We start from the raw sequence: 18,699 nt of genomic DNA, 5'->3' as shown, positions 1-18,699 counted from the left end.
TATCAACCTATGATAAGCCTAATAGCTCCTATTGCTGCAAAAGTCAACACCAATATTTGAAATACTTTTTGTGGCATAATTTTAATAACTCGCACACCTACTAAGGCTCCAATGAGTATCGCAGGAATAAGCCATAAGTTGAACGTTATGGATTCCACTGTAATAATGCCTAATGAAATATAGAATGGGACTTTGATAATATTAACAAATAAGAAAAACCAAGCGCCAGTACCCACAAATTCTTGTTTTGGTAAACCTTTGACAAGGAGGTAAATTGCCATAACTCCACCAGCAGCATTACCGATCATAGTTGTAAAACCGGCTAAAATCCCCATGCTAAAAGTAAATAACTTTGATTCTGGTAACAGTTTTACAAAGCGTTCACCTAGTTTTTCTCTGCTAATATGTAATAAAATAAGTGCTAATACTAACATCCCAATCAATGGTTTTAACTGTTCACTAGTTACGATATCTAAAACAAGATATCCGAGTACAAGCCCTCCCAATACCCATGGCATCAAGGAAAACAAATAACGCCAAACGACATTTCTGCGATAATAGATAACTGCAAATAAATCTCCGATAATGAGTAAAGGTAATAAAATCCCTACAGACTCACGAGCAGGAAAGATCATCATAAAAATAGTAACAACCAATATTCCCATACTTGCTACACCAGCTTTGGCAAAACCTATTAAAAGAGCCGAAAAAATGATAATAATCCATTCTATAATAGTTAAGTCAAAAATGTTAAACACCTCATTCTATAGTTGCGAAAAATCCTTCCACCTTAAATAACGATAATCTGTTTCACTAGTTTCTGATGCCTTTCGCTTTAAGTCATCCACGTTATCATAAACCGTAACAATTCTACCTTGAAAAGCTTGTAGCTGATCGTCTACGATTTTTTCGACCCACCTTGGCGCATCCTCAGGTGAAACGTCTACATTATCTTCAAAAAGTTTTTCAACATTCACCTCTTGTTATGTATAAATATTATAATGAATTAGTAAAATGAACTAGACTATAAGATTGACAATCAACCATATTAAGACAAAACTAATAATCATCGTGATATTGGATGCTGTTCCTACCAGCCGTTGGTTATAACCAAACATAAGGGCATACGGTAATACAGATGCTGGTGTCGGTAATATAAAACCGATCAATAAGGTAAACTTAAACATTTCTTCTACCGGTAACCACAGATAACATGCAAATCCAGTAATCAAACCAATCCCATATTTTGTGAATAAAAATTTAGCAAGAAGTTTTCCATACCCTTTTGCAAAGGAAAAGTTTAAATATAAGCCCAATAATAATAGTGATAACGGCATATTTGCTACAGAGATCACACTCGATACCTCTACAACGACATCAGGTAGCTGAAAACCGATAATATTTAACAAACACATAATAAGGTATGTTTGCAGTGGAATAGACTTGGATAATTTTACAATAATTGACCGTGTTTCTAGCATTCCGGCACTTCCTGCATATACACCAGCAATAATATAGCTGAGTCCAAATACAATAAATGCGTTCCCAACATCAAACATGCCAAAATATTTTAACCCTTCAAAACCAAATAAACCTTCTACCAGTGGATAGGCAAATAATCCAATATTTAAACCTGGTACCATCATACCAAACATACCTTTAATATCTTTCGTATGATTGCGAAATACCATGAGAGCAATTACTGCATTGATAACTCCATATATAAAAGCAATAATAATCAAATAAAATAACGAAAATGTAAACTCTATATCACTAAAGGTTACTATAATTAAACATGGTAACGTTAAATTAAATACTATCCTTGCTATTCCTTCTCCATCTTTCTCTTTAACAAGATTAAATCGCTTTAACAAATATCCAATTGCAATAATAACAATGGAAATAATAAATTGCTCATTAAATCCGCTCATATTAATGTATCTCCCTGTTGTCTTATTTCTTCTCACCCCTTCTACTATACCATATTGTGCAATAATTCATATTTATCTTAATTTTTTGACATATATATATCAAGGATGTACCATAAATTATGGAAAAGTTTAAGAAAAAGCAACCATTCTGCTCTGTTTATCCTATTTAAGTAGCTAAAAAACAGCGAATGAATGAAAAATGTATGGATGAATACTACCTTTTCACAGGAATCTACGTATTCTGCCTATGCTGGTAGTGATTTTCTGATGATTAAATGAATGCAATCCTGAAATTTACCTTTCGTGGTGATTTTTCTCATTGGATCAGAAAATAATACGAAGCCGGACAATTATATTTTCTTTCTAAAAATTCTAATAAGGGGGATTAGTTTTCTCTTGAAGAGAGACTAACGCTATATGACTGAGACATGGTATTTTATAGACACACAGAAACAAACACCAGCCTATAATATGGCGGTTGATGAGTGCTTATTAAAGTGGCACAGCGACCAAAAAATACCACCGACCATTCGATTTTATGAATGGCTACCGGCAGGGTTATCGATCGGCTATTTTCAAAAAACGGGAAATAAGATTGATTTGGAAGCAGTCCGTAAAAACGGGATAGAACTTGTCAGAAGGTTGACCGGCGGACGCGCTGTTTTACATGATCAGGAATTAACGTACAGTGTGATCGTTTCCGAGGAACATCCTAAAATGCCTAAATCGATAAAAGAAGCCTATATGGTGCTTTCAAAAGGACTGTTAGAAGGTTTTCGTACTTTAGGTATTGATGCATCCTTTGCCACACCTGAGGGTAAGTTAAATACAACACAATCTGCTGTCTGTTTTGAAGAGCCTTCTTGGTATGAACTTGTAGTAGATGATAAAAAAGCTGCAGGAAGTGCCCAAACAAGAAAACAAGGAGTTATTTTACAGCACGGGTCGATCCCGTTAGCAGTGGACAATGATAAACTCTATGATTTGTTTGTCTACCGCAATGAAAGAGTAAAGCAAAGGGCTCGAGATGCATTTAACGATAAAGCAATTTCTATTGAGCAAGCAGCCAACCGAAACGTCACATTAGAAGAAATGAAACTTGCCTTCAAAAAGGGATTTGAAAAAGGATTAGACATTGAGTTGCAGGAATTTCAATTTACAAAGGAACAAGAACAGGAAATCAATGCATTAATGGAAAGTAAATATGTAAGTGATCAATGGAACTTTACTAGATAGGAGCGATACAAAATGGTAAAAGAACAAGAATATCTTCGAAAACCTGAATGGTTGAAAATAAAAATCAATACAAACAAATCGTATAACCGTCTAAAACATTTAATGCGTGACAAACGTTTAAATACAGTATGTGAAGAGGCAAGATGCCCGAATATTCACGAATGCTGGAGCGAGAGAAAAACAGCTACCTTTATGATCTTAGGGGACACTTGTACAAGAGGCTGTCGATTCTGTGCTGTTAAGACCGGACTTCCGAATGAATTGGATTGGGGCGAGCCACAAAGAGTTGCAGAATCCGTTGAAATCATGGGCTTAAAACATGTGGTTGTTACTGCTGTTGCACGAGATGATTTGAAAGATGGCGGTGCTGCTGTATTTGCTGAAACGGTTAGTCAAATCCGTGAAAGAGTCCCAGGTTGCACGATTGAAATTTTACCTTCTGATATGAAAGGTGATTACGAAAGCTTACATACCCTAATGGACAGTGGTCCTGATATTTTTAATCATAACATTGAAACAGTTAGAAGACTTACGAAAAAAGTACGTGCAATCGCCATGTATGATCGTTCACTTGAGTTATTACGCCGAGTGAAAGAAATTGCTCCCAGTAAACCAACAAAATCAAGCATTATGGTGGGACTTGGTGAAACAAAAGAGGAAATTATTGAAACAATGGATGATTTACGTGCTAACAATGTGGATATTATGACGATTGGTCAATATTTACAGCCTACAAAAAAACATCTAAATGTTGAACGCTATTATCATCCGGATGAGTTTAATGAATTAAAACAAATAGCTTTAACTAAAGGATTTAAGCATTGTGAAGCTGGGCCATTAGTTCGTTCATCCTATCACGCTGACGAGCAAGTAAACCAAACTGCCGCTCAACGCCGTATTAAGTATATGAAAGGCTATGAAGAAACAAGTGGCGATGAACTAAAGAACTTTACTTTTTAATGAAGATAAAGGGAGACTTACAATGACCAACTACAAAGTTCTTTTCTTAGATATTGATGGAACCATCTTACGTCGGGATCATACGATTGAAGATACGACTAAAATAGCCATTAAACAAGCACAAGACAAAGGGATAGAAGTATTTTTAGCAACGGGTCGTCCATTGCATGAAATTCATGATATAGCAGAAACTTTAGCTGTTGACTCTTTTATTGGTTATAACGGAGCGTACGCTATCTATAATGGTAAGACCGTTGTTGACGAACCAATTGCAGGTTCTGTGATCGATCACTTTCTAGGTGTTGCTAAACAAAATGAGCATGAAATGATTCTTTATACAAACGAATTAAACTTACTTACTTCTAAAACAAAGCCGATTGTAAAAGATTTCATTGATTATTTTGCTTTGAAAGATTACCAATCATACGAAGGCAAATATCGCGATCAAATATTAGGGATAACACTTATGGATGTTAAACCTGACGAGCCAGCTCGATATGATCTTAAGGGTGAAGATATTTATTTTTCAGAAGTAAATGTTGATGGTTTGGACAATTGTTATGACATGATAAGAGAAAATGTGAACAAAGGACAAGCAATTAAAAAAGTGCTCAATCAATTGGACATTCCACCTGAAGCAGCAATTGCTTTTGGTGACGGGATGAATGATAAACAGATGTTGCAATATGCCGGTGAAAGCTTTGCTATGGCAAATGCAACTCCTGACCTTTTTCCATACGCCAAACATCGTACCACTTCCGTCGAGGAGTCTGGTATTTATAACGGCTTGAAACAATTAGGCATTGCCGAAGACTAGCCAAAACAACATTCATTAAAAAGAAGAAAAGAAGGAAGCCTGTCACCAAAGAAGTTACTTCGTAGTTAATGTTGTATCGGCACAATTATATAAGTATACAAAGAAGCCAACTTCGTTTTGAAGTTGGCTTCTTTGTGTTTCGTGAAAACAGACACCTTAAATGGATAGGGGAGCTAAAAGCTTTCATACATATAAGCAAGCTAAAGTGGACTAATTATTTAGGCTTACATGTATTTTATTAATTAATGAACTTTCCACATTCACTAATTAATATAATAAATATAATATAACAAAGGATTTTCAGTGTAACATTAAGCTTGTAAATTTATCTGACAGGGAATTTTTAAAAACTGTTATCGCCCATTTTTTCTAAAACTAGTCATTTACCCTAACTTATTTGGCAAAGGTACATACATTGTATAGTGACAATACACAAGGAGGTTGATCAGGAATGAGCTATTATGGAGGCTGCGATCCGTATGGTGGATATGGTAGTGGATATGGATACGGCGGTGGTTATGGCGGTGGATTCGCCTTAATCGTTGTTCTTTTCATCTTATTAATAATTGTTGGTGCTTCTTTCTATAACTAATTAGATATATCCAAGGTATCCTGTTTCACCTATAAAGAAGATCCCCGATAAATTGGGGATCTTTTCATTATAATGATTGGTTGTTTAACATTCTGACATGGTATACGCCACCTGCAATCTTATTTTTCTCTGCAGCAAATGTAACCGCAACCTTGTCTTTACCATTAATTAGTTCAGTTGGTATCGGATACGTTTTTGAATATAACTCTCCAATATTTGGTTGATTAAAGTGCTCTTTGGCTAGTACATACCCATCAATTTTTATCTCAAAATCCCTATCCAGCTTTTTTCCTTCTATTTCTATCGTAAAATCACTTTTATTATACGTTACATATAAATACATTTCTCTTGTAGGGTCGACTTTTAAATCATAGCTAAAATAACCACCATCTCTAGCTTCTCTCCATCCACTATGAACATCATTGCTATATCCGGAAGTTGAATTTCTTGCTTGCATATTGTGATCTACTTCTGGTTGCTGTTCATTAGGTGTGACCTCATCGACTATAATTTGTTGCTGTCGTGCTTTCTGATTTTTTTCTTCATCACCGAACTCTTTGAACTCCTGGTTCGACATAATATTCCAATATATTGTGTAACGTTCATGATGTATATCATAAAAAGGCTTCAACTTTACCCGCTGATGATCAGGTTGTCCGATTGCTTCTGTTTCAAATAACAGCTTTTCATTATTATTAACTTTTATCCACTCATTTAGTGGCCCTTCTGTTACCAGTGTTGGTACGTCAATTAAAGGATGGTTGTTTAATGCCAGATGATCATCCAAGATATCTGTTTCCGGGAAATTCTCTCGCCCTAGGGCTCCGGCTAACACAATGGGACCATACATGATTACTTGCTTTTTCTTATCATCTTTTGCATGATATCGATGTAAATCTAGCGGTAAATCATATGTAATCTGGTCTCCATTTTGCCAGGAATGGTTTATTATCAGATATCCTTTATCTTCTACAGTTGGTACTTCGTTTCCATTTATTTTTATTGTTGGTTCATCTGAGAACCAGGCAGGCTTTCGTATAGCAATTTCCTTTATTTCACTGCCCGCCTTTTCTATTGTGATGGTTGTACTTGGCTGATATGGAAAGGCTGTTTGCTGTTTGATAATCATTTCATTATTCTCGTATGATACTTCTGCTGGGATAAATAAGTGCACATATAACCTGTCATCGATTTTTTCGTAAATACGTCGATTATATCTTGCTGGATTTTCCATCCCTGAACCAGTGCAACACCAGAACGAATTATCATGTGAGTGATATACTTTAAAATGACCAGGCTCAGAAGATACAAAGTATGTTTTCATCCCTGAATCAGGATCTTGGGACGCAAGAATATGGTTGTATAAAGCACGCTCATAATAATCATAGTAATGAGCGGAACATTCCCATCTAAAGATGATTTCCGTTAACTTTAACATGTTATACGTATTACATGTCTCCGTTGTTAGTATTCCCAGTTCTTCGGCATTTTCAGGACCGAAATGCTCACGAATACTATTTCCTCCAATTGCATATGAGCGATGATGAACAACCTGATCCCAAAAAAATGTCGCGATCTGCTTATACTTTTCTTTGCCCGTAATATTATAGAGTTTAGCTACGCCGATCACTTTTGGTATTTGTGTATTGGCATGTTTTCCTTCTAAATCATCTTGATTGTTCGCTAATGGGTCCAATACAGCCTTGTGGTAAAACCTTTCAGCTAACTCTAAATAGCGGGCATCTTCCGTAATCAAATAAAGATCTGCAAAAGCTTCGTTCATCCCACCATGTTCACATGTCAACATACGTTGAAATTGTTTTTTTGTTAAATTCACTAATCCATGATAGGCCCAATCGGCAAGTCTCGTAACAATCTTCAATGCTAATGGGGAACCTGTTAGTTTATGGACATCGATAAGTCCCGCGTAGATTTTATGTATGGAATACCAAGGCACCCATGATCCTCCCAGGCTAAAGTTGTCTACTTCAAACTCACCAGAAAATACTTGGTCAAAACAACTCCGTGGGAAACCACTGACATAACCATCCTTATCATAGGACTGAACAGCAGCTAATTCAGCTAAAGCATATTCTACTTTACCCTTTAACTCTTCATCACCTGTTACTTGATACATCGTTGCTGCAGCTGATAGCCAGTGACCAATTGAATGGCCTGCAATCCCCTTCGATTCCCATCCACCATAACGTTCTTTTTTAGCTGTTTTACCTGCCGCTTCATAGCATGGAGCAACAAGTCGATCGACATCTAAATAAAGTAAGTATTCCTTACCTTTTTGTTGAGACTTTTTAAACATTCCGTCTAATAAATTCACTTTTTGCATGTCTTACACCTCCGCTAACGATCTTAAATACTAGTATGAGTTGTTATATAATTCTTGTACATTCACAATTATTACAATTACATATCTTTTTTTTGGAATTTTGATAGAATATATTTATACTATTTCGGAAGGAGCGATCTTTTTGTCTCATCCAGTGATTATCTCAAGCAGTTCATTTCCTCTTATCCATGAAATTGGTTTAATGGGTGATAAAAATGGTATTGAGAAACATCCTGATCGTGTTATGCCAAAATTAAATGTATTTGTTTACGTTATAAAAGGACAATTACAAGTAATAGAAGATAATGAAGTATATAATCTTAAGGAAGGCTCCTATCTTTTTCTTAGAAAAAATATTCATCATTGGGGAAAAGATTTCTATCAACCAGGATCTCAATGGTTTTACATTCATTTTTTTAATCATGACATACAGGAAAACATTAACGAATATAGCACTTATGGAAAAACCTCGCTTATTCATCATGAAGAATATCAGAGGAAGTTGACTATGCCTAAATACGGGGAAGTGTCTCATCTTGGTTATACTCAATCACAACTCGAACAGATATTAGAAATGTTTGAATCATCTCATCCAATGAGACCATTACTAACCAGTGTGCATACATACCAGTTTTTCTTAGCGTTATACTTAGAAAATCTAGAAACCTATGCTAACATGAAATCAAATCGAATGATTACCAAAATGATTCAGCTAATTGATAAACAGGAAAGGCACAAATTATCCAGTCAAGAGATCTCAAAAACTTTAAACATGAATTATGCTTACCTTTCCACCTTGTTTAAACAACACACAGGTAAAAGCATTACACAATATCAAAATGAGCGAATGGTGGAAAAAGCAATTCAACTGTTTCGAAAAGAAAACTTTAATGTTTCAGAAGTAAGCGATAAGCTGGGATTCTCCAACCCCTTCTATTTCAGCCGAGTTTTCAAAAAAGTAACAGGCATGCCACCCACTGACTACCTCAGACAAATATATCGAGGGTGATATCGCCCCTCCTTTGTCTTCCAATACAAAAAAGAGTATAGCTAATGCTATACTCTTTTTATCTTTCCATTCTATGAGATGAGACTTTCAAATTGGTTACTTAACCATATCAACATATTTGAAGCTATAGTCATTACCAAATGGATTTAATGATTCCATACCTTTTACATAATCTTTAAAGAGGACAGATGTTTTACGTTGCATAATAGGGCCAATTGCAGCTTCTTCTAAAGCTATTTTCTCTGCCTCTTGCATTGCTTCGAAACGTTCTACTGGGCTAGTTGCCAGTTCACCTTTCGCTGCTTCTACAAGAGCATCATATTCTTCGTTAGAATAACCAATATCATTGTTTTCGCCATCTGTCACCCAAAGATCTACGAAAGAAACAGCATCTTTATAATCAGGTCCCCAACCAGAAACTGCTAATTCATAATCTTGTTCACGCATAATATCTAATTGTTGTGCCCATGGAACATTGTTGGCTTCAATTGTTAAACCATCTAAATTGCTTTCTAGTTCTGTTTTCATGAATTCACTAATATTTTTCGCTACATCACTGTCTCCACTTAAGAAAGATAATGTCACTTCATCAAATCCTATTTCTTCTTTTGCTGTTGCCCATAGTTCTTGTGCTGCCTCCACGTCATAGGCTAAAACATCGCTACCTGTTTGGAAATCCTCTCCTGTTTCTGGATGTTCAACAAAGCCTTCCGGAACAAAGAAATTAACTGGAGTTGAGTCATTTCCATAAACAACGTCAACATATGCTTGTTTATCAAATGCTTTTGCTAATGCTTTTCTAAAGTTAACATTTTGCATATACTCGTTTGCAGATTCAGAATCTTGATTAAACTTCAACCAGAAAACACTTGTTTCAGTAAGTGAATGGAATTCTGGACTTGTTTGATTATCTTGTACCTGTGCACCTGACAAGGTAACTCGATCTAATTCACCAACTTCATAATTTGAAAGTGCTGTATCTGCATCTTTAATTACTTTTGCAGAAATGCCATCTAATGCCACATTTTCTGCATCCCAATAGGTTTCATTTTTTTCTAATTCCCAACCTGCCTCTTCATTCCATTCCGTCATTTTGAAAGGACCATTTGATAGAATATTATCAGGTGTTAAAGCAAAATCATCGCCTTGTTCTTCGACAAATTCTTGATTCATCGGTAAGAATGTTGGAAATGCCGCATATGATTCGAAATAAGGTACTGGTTTTTCTAATTCGACAACAAATGTATAATCATCGGGAGCACTTACTCCTAATTCAGCGGGTTCTAATGGTTCTACATCAGATTCTTCATCTTCTGTTACATAGATTTCAGTTGCATTTTTAACTTTACCATTCATTAAGTAGTTAGCATAAAATGATCCGTTATCCGGATTAATGGCACGTTGCCACCCATAAACGAAGTCATGAGCAGTGACAGGGTCACCGTTTTCCCATTGCGCACCTTCACGTAAATGGAAAGTATACGTTAAGCCATCATCACTTACTTCTGTTTCATCTTTTTTTGCAATACCGGAAACAATTTCACCATCAGGTGCTAAGCGATATAAACCTTCATAGACTGTATCCGTGTATTGAAAAGATACATTATCCTCTGCAAGGATCGGATCCATTGTCGGTATATCAGATGTTGATGAAATACGTAAGACTTTTTCGCCATCGCTCTCGGTTTCTTCTGTATTACCTTCTTCATTACCTTCCTCCGTACTGTTGTCATCTTCATCTTCTGTGCTTTCATTTGCATCCGAGCACGCAGCAAGTACTAAACCTAGCACGAGTGCTAACACTAACAACCACCATTTGTTATGTCTCATTAAAATGATACCCCCTATATATTTTTAATTTATTAAACACTTTTAGTTAAAATTTGGTACCATCCACTATATCCGATATAATGCCCGCGAATATTAGTTATAACCTGGATTTTATTTTTGTAATTTTTAGAAAGATGATTACATTAATGAAAGAAGTTTTATCGGGACTTTTTATTTAATGATAGGACTTTTACTTATCCATACAATCTTTGATATTATAGTTTTCAGCTATAGAAAAGTGTTTACTAGAGTGAATAGTTTTGAAGAATATCAATCACCATATGACAGACTCCATATCAAATGGGTGACTTTCTTTTCTATTCAAGGAGGGGCTTTACTAAGAATTATGCTACTATTATTTATATTTTATTATTAGATTTTAAAAGTATGTTAATTTCTATAAATTTTTGTGAAAATATTAATATGAAGGAATATGAATGATGGAGTCTATAAAGTGAGGTTTCCACCAGTGGGAGTTTTACGGACGATTAGCACCTTGATAAAGTATAACTTCGTAGTTTATGTTTTTTGCGCACCATTTTCTTGCTTTTTTATTGTAATAAGAAAAACCGGGATAATCTACTCTAACCAAGTTAGAAATGATGAAATGTTTTTATCTGCTACGGCAACCGCTTCGGCTGACCGTTTCGCTTTCCGGAGCTGTGCCCAGCACTCTATACATTTCAAAACACTCTTTATTTATGTCGCTTCTATAAGACAAAACGCTGTTATACCAAGGATTTTATACTTTCTTTAATTAAAAAAAAGACACGGAGTTAATCCGTGTCTTGGTTATTTTCCTTTTGTACCTTGGCCTTTGCTTTGTAAGGAGAAAAGGTTGGTGTCGATTGAAAATTGAATCGATTGACGTTCTCTTTCTCGTTTTAGGGCTAGTTGAATTAATTGGTCAGTAAGTTGTTCAAAATCTTTACCACTTGGTCCCCATAAATAGAAGGACAATGAACCTGGAATGGTGTTAATTTCGTTTACGAACACTTCTCCTTCTGGATTTAACAAGAAGTCTATTCGAGATACACCGCTAGCATTCAACAAACGGAAGGTTACCTCCGCCAGTTCTTTTACTTTTGCAGTTGCTTCCTCACTAATTTCAGCAGGGATAATTCGATTGACACTTTCCATTCCTTTTGTATCTCCCGTTTTACCACCACTTTGATATTTGTCTGCATAAGATAAAATCTCGTCCGTGCTCAACACTTGTTCACAGACAGAGCTTTCCACTTCTTCATAATCACCAATAACAGAACAGTTAACCTCTGTTAAATCTGTGACCATCTTCTCAATAATCACTTTAAAACTATAGGAAATCGCAAGATCAATTGCTTCGTCTAATTCCTCTGCGTTACTCACCTTAGAGATACCTACACTTGATCCTAGGTTAGCTGGTTTAACAATAACGGGATAACCGACTTTTTCAGCTAATTGCTTAATTTCATCCTGTTGCTCGTGCCACTGAGTGGAATAAAACCACTCATAATCAACAATTGGCACGCCGGAATCACGTAAAATCTGCTTCATCATCACTTTATCCATTCCTGCAGCTGATGATGCAACATCACAGCCAACATAAGGAAGACCTAATAATTCAAAATAACCTTGTAAAGAGCCATCCTCACCATTGGTACCATGAATAACCGGGAAAATGACATCAATCGTTGTTATAACACCTTTCGAGAAAAGAGAACGATCTTTTTTCTTAAGAACAATGGTTCCTTCCCTTTCCTGTTCCAATACGACTCTGTCTGCCTGTTTAAACAGTTGATCCAAGTCTTTATAATTCTCAATATCCGTTAATACATCTCCTGTATACCATTCTTTTGTTTTACTAATATAAATAGGTACCGGATCATATTTTGATCGGTCGATTGCATTGAATGCCTGAAGTGCCGAGATAACGGAAACTTCATGTTCTACAGAAACGCCACCAAAGATTACGGCTACTTTCGTTTTCACAGCCTATTCCTCCCAATAAATTACTCATTATATGTGTCTGGTAAATCATTTTCCAATAGGATAATAGCATCTTGACGGTTTAATGCCTGGATTTGTGATATCGCATGATTTAAGTCTTTAGCGATAAACAATTGCTCTTCGGGATAGCCTTTTTCTTGAAGCCCATCCTGAATTGGCACAGTTTGTTTTTCCCCAACTAAAATCACATAATCACATGCATCTGCCGCATATTCACCAAATGCTTTATTATATTGATATTCCTTATCGCCTAATTCTACCATACCTGGTGTTACTAGTACTTTGTATCCTTCCATTGAAGAAAGTACCTCTAAAGCCATACGCGAACCAGTCGGATTCGAATTAAAGCTATCATCAATCACCGTTAAATTACCGAAACCTTTCTTAATTTCCATACGGTGTTTAACTGCTTGAATCTTCTTGACACCCAGCTGCAGTTTGGAGACTGGCACACCCATTTCCCATGCAACACTGATCGCAGCCAAAATGTTATAAACATTATGTTTCCCTAACAGCTTTGTATCAAAATCTGCATCCAATGATCCTGCTTTATTCGTTACTCTAAAAGTCGTTCCTTTGTTGTGAAAACGAATATCAGAAGCAAGATAATCTGCCTCTTTGTCATCAATCGCAAAATAGACTTTGCGACACTGATTTTTCGGTGTATAAGACATAATATTTTGATCATCACGATTTAAAAAGGCGACACCATCAGCTGGCAATGATTCCACAATTTCATACTTTGTTTTTTGTATGTTTTCAAGTGTTTTAAATGTTTCTAAATGTTGTTCACCGATTGCCGTTAAAATCGCATATTTGTGACCAACCAATTCACAGATTTCTTGAATATTGCCTGGTTCTTTTGCACCCATTTCGGCAATAAACACATCATGATATGGCTTTAATGAGTTACGAATTGTAATGGTTACACCGATTTTAGTATTAAAACTGTTCGGTGTTTTTAATGTATTAAATTGTGATGACAAAATGGTATCTAGAATAAATTTTGTACTCGTTTTACCGAAGCTTCCCGTAATACCAACTGTTGCTGTATTTTTAGCACTATCGATAATACGCTTCGCATCTTTATAATAATATTCTTTGATATTATTTTCGATTGGTTTATTAATCAGGTTAGCCAACAACACCAAGCCATAAGTGAGTACAGAACCTAGTACAATAACTAATCCAGCATAGCTTAACGGGTAATCATTCCAAATAAAATGTAAGCTTGTTGCTAACAAGAAAAGATAAATAATAGCAATTGTCACGATAAGACGTTTGATACGAGCGGTAACCGCCAGCTTTTTCTTTTCTTGTTTATTTCTCGGTATAAACAGTCCGAGCAATGCGATAACGAATATCAGCCAATTCCATTCTAAAAACAAAAGAAATGCTAAAATAAGTGCAAGCCACTCATGGACAGGTACTGCTTTTGTCCAATGATCTGTCATCCACCGCCATAATCGGTTATTAAAATAACTGTTTAATTGCAGCATATGGATCGCTTGTTTGACACGAAAAAATACATATACCATCCATAATACACTTACAATTGAAAATATAATCTGCATGATCAAACTGCTCCTTTATCTTCTTCTAAAAAAGTATCCACAATCACTGCCACACGCCGTTTTTGTTCTAAAAACACGTAATGACCGGCATTCTCAATTAACGCTAAACCGGCATTAGGAATTAATTTTTCTATTATTTTCGCATCTTGTACTGGCGTTGATGCATCATTGGCACCCCAAACTAATAAGGTCGGTGCTTTAATGTTAGGCATATGATGCTGCAGATCCTCGTTAACTACCTTACTTAATGTTTGCTGCATCACTCTAGACGCATTTTGATAATCAGAAGACCCTGCTTTACCACGGTATCTCGCAATAATATCCTCTTTATATCGATTTAAAATGGGTAGGCTTAGCACCTTTTTCAATGTTTTAAATGTGTATACTTTTACATAATAATCAGCTTTACGCTTTGGTTTCACACCGGCACTGCCTATTAATATGATTTTATGTACATTACTGTCGTGTCGATCTGCATATTTTATGGATACTCTTCCACCAAATGAATGTCCAATTAAAATCGGATTGTCAATCTCTAATTCTGCTAAAAACTTCTCTAAAAAATCGGTGTATTGACTAACATCCCATGCTTCAGCTGGTTCATCACTTCTGCCAAAACCAGGAAAGTCCAATGATGTAACCTGAAAATTAGCACTTAAATTACTCTGTAAATCTTCAAACAAATCGAGGCTCGTTCCCCAACCATGAAGCATAACGACAGGACGACCCTCACCAGTTTGTTTATAATGAACTTTTATTTGATCTATTTCCATAAACACGTATGAACGCTCCCTTATCAATCTCAACTTATAAATTTCGAACATCACTTATACTATATGACGCAAAAACATTATTTAGAAAGAAAAATTTCACATCCATTATCATACCATAAAACAAGGCAGAGGGACAGACTTAATGAACCTTTATCGAGTCCACCAACCTGCCCCTCTATTTACAATAAATTGGCTTTCATTAATCTTTTTCTGATCATAATTCCAAGCCAGCTTGCAAGAATTGCTTTGATGACTCCAACAATTAAGAATGGATATACTCCTGACATCATTGCCGCACTCCAGCTTAATTCTGCAACAAATTTAAGCTGAGTCATGCCGAATGCTAAGCTAACAAACATGCCAATTATGTTTGCAATTAATGCCATCTTGAAATTAAAGGATGTTTTTTCTAAAATAAGTCCGGTTATGTAAGCAGTAGCGATAAAGCCAAAGATGTAACCTCCCGTAGGTCCGACTAAAACCTGTGGACCTCCCTCTAAACCAGAGAACACAGGAAGACCAATCATACCTATTAACATGTAGGCAATCATAGAAAGTGCCCCGATCTTGCTACCAATAATCGTAGCCGTTAAACCTACAGCTAATGTCTGTCCACTGAATGGAACGACCCATAGTTGCACTTGCAATTGTGCTAAAATAGCTGTAATCGCAGCAAAAATACTTGCTAAAATAAGTCCCCGTAATTTACTTGATTGCATTTCTCTCTCCCCTTCGTTAACCATCACAAATTAAAAGTTAACACAAAAGAGTATGAGTGACAATATTTTTTTCTGAGTAAATTTAAGAGAAATCTTAACTTTACTCAGAAAAAAAAGAACTGCCTTATTCAGACAGTTCTTCTTCGTTATCTCCATCCATATAGCTATCTGACACTTGTTCATGTGTTTCGGCCAAGCCTTTGCTCATCTGATCATTTCTTTTATAATCTTCTACCTCATAATTTCGTTCTGCAATTTTGGAATTCTTTTTTGGATCCATACCATCACCTCATTTATAGCATGAGTCCACTTGACGATTTTATACTCTTTTTATTGTTTTGTATTAATTTTTACCAACGTAATGTTATCTACATAACAATTTTTGCTTCACAATGTCTGATAATAATTCCATGTCTGTTACTTTACTTACATGGATCACTTCTTCTGAGACTGTTGGATTTTCTACCCATTTTGTCAAGATATTTTCTTGTTCAGTTAAATAGGAAGGTTCAAAACGGACACCCTCTTCCCCATCGAAAATTGCCGCATAAAAAATATCCGATTCAACAATATCTTGAAAGAAATGACTGCCATATGATAATTCCGGCATAAAGCCTTTTGCCTGTGATGAGACTTCACATATAGCATCCACATGCTGAATTTCCGAAAAGTGAACAGGAACACCAAGTGAAGGTGTGGATGTACCCCACCGACCCGGACCAACTAGAAACACACGTTCATTTTTGAGATCTCTTGTTATTTTACCAATGGTACGCGCCACACTGTATTTATCTTGTTCACTTAAATTAAGGTAACCATCCATATCTACATAAATACAATAATCAATTGGTAACCGAACATTACCTCCCATAAAGTTACCTTCTGTTTGAATAAAGCATGGTTCATCAGATGTAACTTCAGGAATATCTACTGATTGTCCGAGTCCTTTAGTTTGTAATGGTCTGCATTGAACGATGTTAATTTTAAAATTATCCTTATCATGGAAATTGGCGGTGAACTCAACATCCACTGGATAATCATAGACACGTGCTATTTCTGCTAATAGCTCTCTCATCACTTCTGGAAAGCTAGAGTTTTTTAATAAATTTTTATAATCAAGAATATATGGAGTTGGCATGTTCTTATAGCCTAAATCCTTCAATCGCAAAGTTGTTTCGGTATCGATCGAAGCAAATAAATTCCGCTCGACATCCCATACATTGGCTATTGCCTCATCTAACTTTACACTAGTCCATTCATTTTTAGACATTGATAAAACATCTACTCCATGCTGCGAAAATTTCTTTAAGTCATCCATATGCATTAATGGCTTTCGTGTCGGCTGGTCCAGTGTAACAATTTTGGCATAGTCATCTACAGTCCGATCAACTGCTCTGGTACCTAATCCAAATACTAAACGAACCATCCCTGCATCCATATCAACACTTTTGTCCCAAACATAGAGGTTGGAAGAATTACCAACACCAGCAATATGCGGGAAGAAGTTATCTTCATAATGATCACCAGATACTCGCTGTATCAAAATTGCCATTTGCTCATCTTTTTCGAATAAACCTCGATTCATACGATATTCCAGTGCATCTTCATTCATCGTACTAGCATATACAGTACGTATTGCATCTTCTAACGCCTTGTAACGTTCTTCAGGTGTTCCTTGATTGACGCAAAAGACGCTATCGTATTTTCCTGCAAACGCGTTCCCGAAATTATCCTCCAACAAAGAACTAGAACGAATAATAATTGGAGATTGACCGAAATATTCCAGCACCTGGACGAATTGTTCTTTAATATTAGCTGGAAACTCTCCATTTAATAATTTCTCCCGTAATTCCCGTGCATACTTAAAGTAACCTTCTTTTGTTTTCTGTTTAACACGTAATTTCCACCAGTCATTCTGAACAATATAGGTGTAGAAAATATCAGATCCGATATAAAAGGAATCATGCGCTTCCATATATTTAGTAAACCGGCTCTTCTTATCTTCTTTTAGGATTTTTCTGGCTAATAGCATCCCAACACTTTTACCACCGATAAATCCTGTCCCAACTTCTCTTGAGGCAATCGTTAAAATATCTTGTAATGTAAAATATTGATCACAAAGATCGAACATTCTCGACTTTTCACCAATTAACAGCGTCATCAATAATCTCTTTGTTTTTTCTTGTGTCACCTGATCTTTTTTCAAGTCTTCAAGAGCTCTTGAAAAAATAACATCCCAATAATCCATCCGTTCTTCCACACGATTGATATTAGAAAATAAAGCAGAGGCTTCTGAACTTGCTGTAATACTTTTTACCCGGTCACCTTCAATTAAATGTGGGAGAAACATGGTAGGAGAATAGCGTTGCCAGACTTTTAATGGATGAATATAGTGCTTGCCCTCCACCTCATATAAATCTAATAAAACCTGTGTGGTCTCACGTATTCGGGCAATCGTGCTATAGGTATGAACATTACGGTTAATCGCAAAGTAAGCTACCGTCTCTAACTCATATAAATAGGGACAGCATACTTTAAAAAAGTTTCCAATCATTAAATCTGAACACCAACTAGATAATAAATCCGTCAAACTATCAAAAACATAGAACGTTTTAAATCCTTCATTTTCAATTAATCGATGTATCTCGGTAGCGAAGCTTTCAAATCCTTTTTTGGCATCAACATTGTATTGCTTAACTCCGTCTCTTTCTATTAATGGTTCATGTTTACCAAAGCGTACATAGATTACTTTTCGATCGTCTTGTAACGCTTTATCTACATAGGGAGTAATAATATTTTTATATGCAAGAATGTTATCAACTTGCCATACTACATTATCTCCTAATCTCAGCGAGTCAATTGTCTTATCAAATCCAGGAATTCCTGTTGATACCTTTAATTCCATTTCCATCTTGATCACCAACC

The 18,699-nt window shown here is 35.9% G+C and carries 16 protein-coding genes; 5 read left to right on the top strand and 11 right to left on the bottom strand.

Features of this window, described 5'->3' with window-relative positions; genetic code table 11:
• Positions 1-2: 2 nt before the first annotated feature.
• From BM121_RS20465 to BM121_RS20455, 3 genes are read right to left on the bottom strand one after another with little or no spacing between them, the layout of a single operon-like run.
• Positions 3-758, bottom strand: a complete 756-nt coding sequence (locus BM121_RS20465; RefSeq protein WP_342714526.1) for a sulfite exporter TauE/SafE family protein — start codon at positions 756-758, stop codon at positions 3-5.
• Positions 759-764: 6 nt separating this feature from the next.
• A complete protein-coding gene (locus BM121_RS20460) occupies positions 765-977 on the bottom strand; it encodes a hypothetical protein (RefSeq protein WP_091486313.1) in 213 nt (70 codons plus the stop codon).
• A gap of 42 nt (positions 978-1,019) precedes the next feature.
• On the bottom strand, positions 1,020-1,931 hold the full coding sequence (locus BM121_RS20455; protein ID WP_091486310.1) for an AEC family transporter: 912 nt from the start codon (positions 1,929-1,931) through the stop codon (positions 1,020-1,022).
• A 417-nt stretch (positions 1,932-2,348) separates the two neighbouring features.
• On the opposite strand from BM121_RS20455, the gene BM121_RS20450 reads away from it, so the two are divergent.
• From BM121_RS20450 to BM121_RS20435, 4 genes are all read left to right on the top strand, one after another.
• Positions 2,349-3,167, top strand: coding sequence for a lipoate--protein ligase family protein (locus tag BM121_RS20450; RefSeq protein WP_091486307.1), 819 nt, complete (start codon positions 2,349-2,351; stop codon positions 3,165-3,167).
• Positions 3,168-3,179: 12 nt separating this feature from the next.
• Positions 3,180-4,127, top strand: coding sequence for a lipoyl synthase (lipA, locus tag BM121_RS20445; protein WP_091486303.1), 948 nt, complete (start codon positions 3,180-3,182; stop codon positions 4,125-4,127).
• A gap of 22 nt (positions 4,128-4,149) precedes the next feature.
• Positions 4,150-4,944, top strand: coding sequence for a Cof-type HAD-IIB family hydrolase (locus BM121_RS20440; protein ID WP_091486299.1), 795 nt, complete (start codon positions 4,150-4,152; stop codon positions 4,942-4,944).
• Between the two features lie 451 nt (positions 4,945-5,395).
• The gene (locus BM121_RS20435; protein WP_091486296.1) at positions 5,396-5,536 is read left to right on the top strand and encodes a YjcZ family sporulation protein; all 141 of its coding nucleotides are present in this window, start codon (positions 5,396-5,398) and stop codon (positions 5,534-5,536) included.
• 67 nt (positions 5,537-5,603) lie between these two features.
• On the opposite strand, the gene BM121_RS20430 is transcribed toward BM121_RS20435, so the two are convergent.
• A complete protein-coding gene (locus BM121_RS20430; protein ID WP_091486293.1) occupies positions 5,604-7,880 on the bottom strand; it encodes a glycoside hydrolase family 127 protein in 2,277 nt (758 codons plus the stop codon).
• A 142-nt stretch (positions 7,881-8,022) separates the two neighbouring features.
• Between BM121_RS20430 and BM121_RS20425 the strand changes: the two genes are divergently transcribed.
• A complete protein-coding gene (locus tag BM121_RS20425) occupies positions 8,023-8,889 on the top strand; it encodes a helix-turn-helix domain-containing protein (RefSeq protein WP_091486290.1) in 867 nt (288 codons plus the stop codon).
• A gap of 96 nt (positions 8,890-8,985) precedes the next feature.
• On the opposite strand, the gene BM121_RS20420 is transcribed toward BM121_RS20425, so the two are convergent.
• The 7 genes from BM121_RS20420 to BM121_RS20390 form a co-directional block, all read right to left on the bottom strand.
• Positions 8,986-10,719 carry a peptide ABC transporter substrate-binding protein gene (locus tag BM121_RS20420; protein ID WP_091486288.1) on the bottom strand — a complete coding sequence of 578 codons (1,734 nt, stop codon included), beginning with the start codon at positions 10,717-10,719 and terminating at the stop codon, positions 8,986-8,988.
• A gap of 792 nt (positions 10,720-11,511) precedes the next feature.
• Complete coding sequence (locus BM121_RS20415) at positions 11,512-12,690, bottom strand: D-alanine--D-alanine ligase family protein (protein ID WP_091486285.1); 1,179 nt, start codon at positions 12,688-12,690, stop codon at positions 11,512-11,514.
• A 20-nt stretch (positions 12,691-12,710) separates the two neighbouring features.
• Complete coding sequence (locus BM121_RS20410; RefSeq protein ID WP_091486283.1) at positions 12,711-14,282, bottom strand: UDP-N-acetylmuramoyl-tripeptide--D-alanyl-D-alanine ligase; 1,572 nt, start codon at positions 14,280-14,282, stop codon at positions 12,711-12,713.
• Positions 14,283-14,284: 2 nt separating this feature from the next.
• Positions 14,285-15,055, bottom strand: a complete 771-nt coding sequence (locus BM121_RS20405; protein ID WP_245780870.1) for an alpha/beta fold hydrolase — start codon at positions 15,053-15,055, stop codon at positions 14,285-14,287.
• A 179-nt stretch (positions 15,056-15,234) separates the two neighbouring features.
• A complete protein-coding gene (locus tag BM121_RS20400; RefSeq protein ID WP_091486278.1) occupies positions 15,235-15,774 on the bottom strand; it encodes a biotin transporter BioY in 540 nt (179 codons plus the stop codon).
• Positions 15,775-15,898: 124 nt separating this feature from the next.
• A complete protein-coding gene (locus tag BM121_RS20395) occupies positions 15,899-16,054 on the bottom strand; it encodes a YozQ family protein (RefSeq protein ID WP_091486275.1) in 156 nt (51 codons plus the stop codon).
• Between the two features lie 84 nt (positions 16,055-16,138).
• Positions 16,139-18,685: a PEP/pyruvate-binding domain-containing protein gene (locus BM121_RS20390; protein WP_091486273.1), complete on the bottom strand. Its 2,547-nt coding sequence runs from the start codon at positions 18,683-18,685 to the stop codon at positions 16,139-16,141.
• Positions 18,686-18,699 lie beyond the last annotated feature (14 nt).

The sequence above is a fragment of the Gracilibacillus orientalis genome (assembly GCF_900114645.1).
Taxonomy (GTDB): domain Bacteria; phylum Bacillota; class Bacilli; order Bacillales; family Amphibacillaceae; genus Gracilibacillus; species Gracilibacillus orientalis.
Note: the sequence above shows the minus strand (reverse complement) of the source record. Positions and strands in the feature narration are given on the sequence as shown.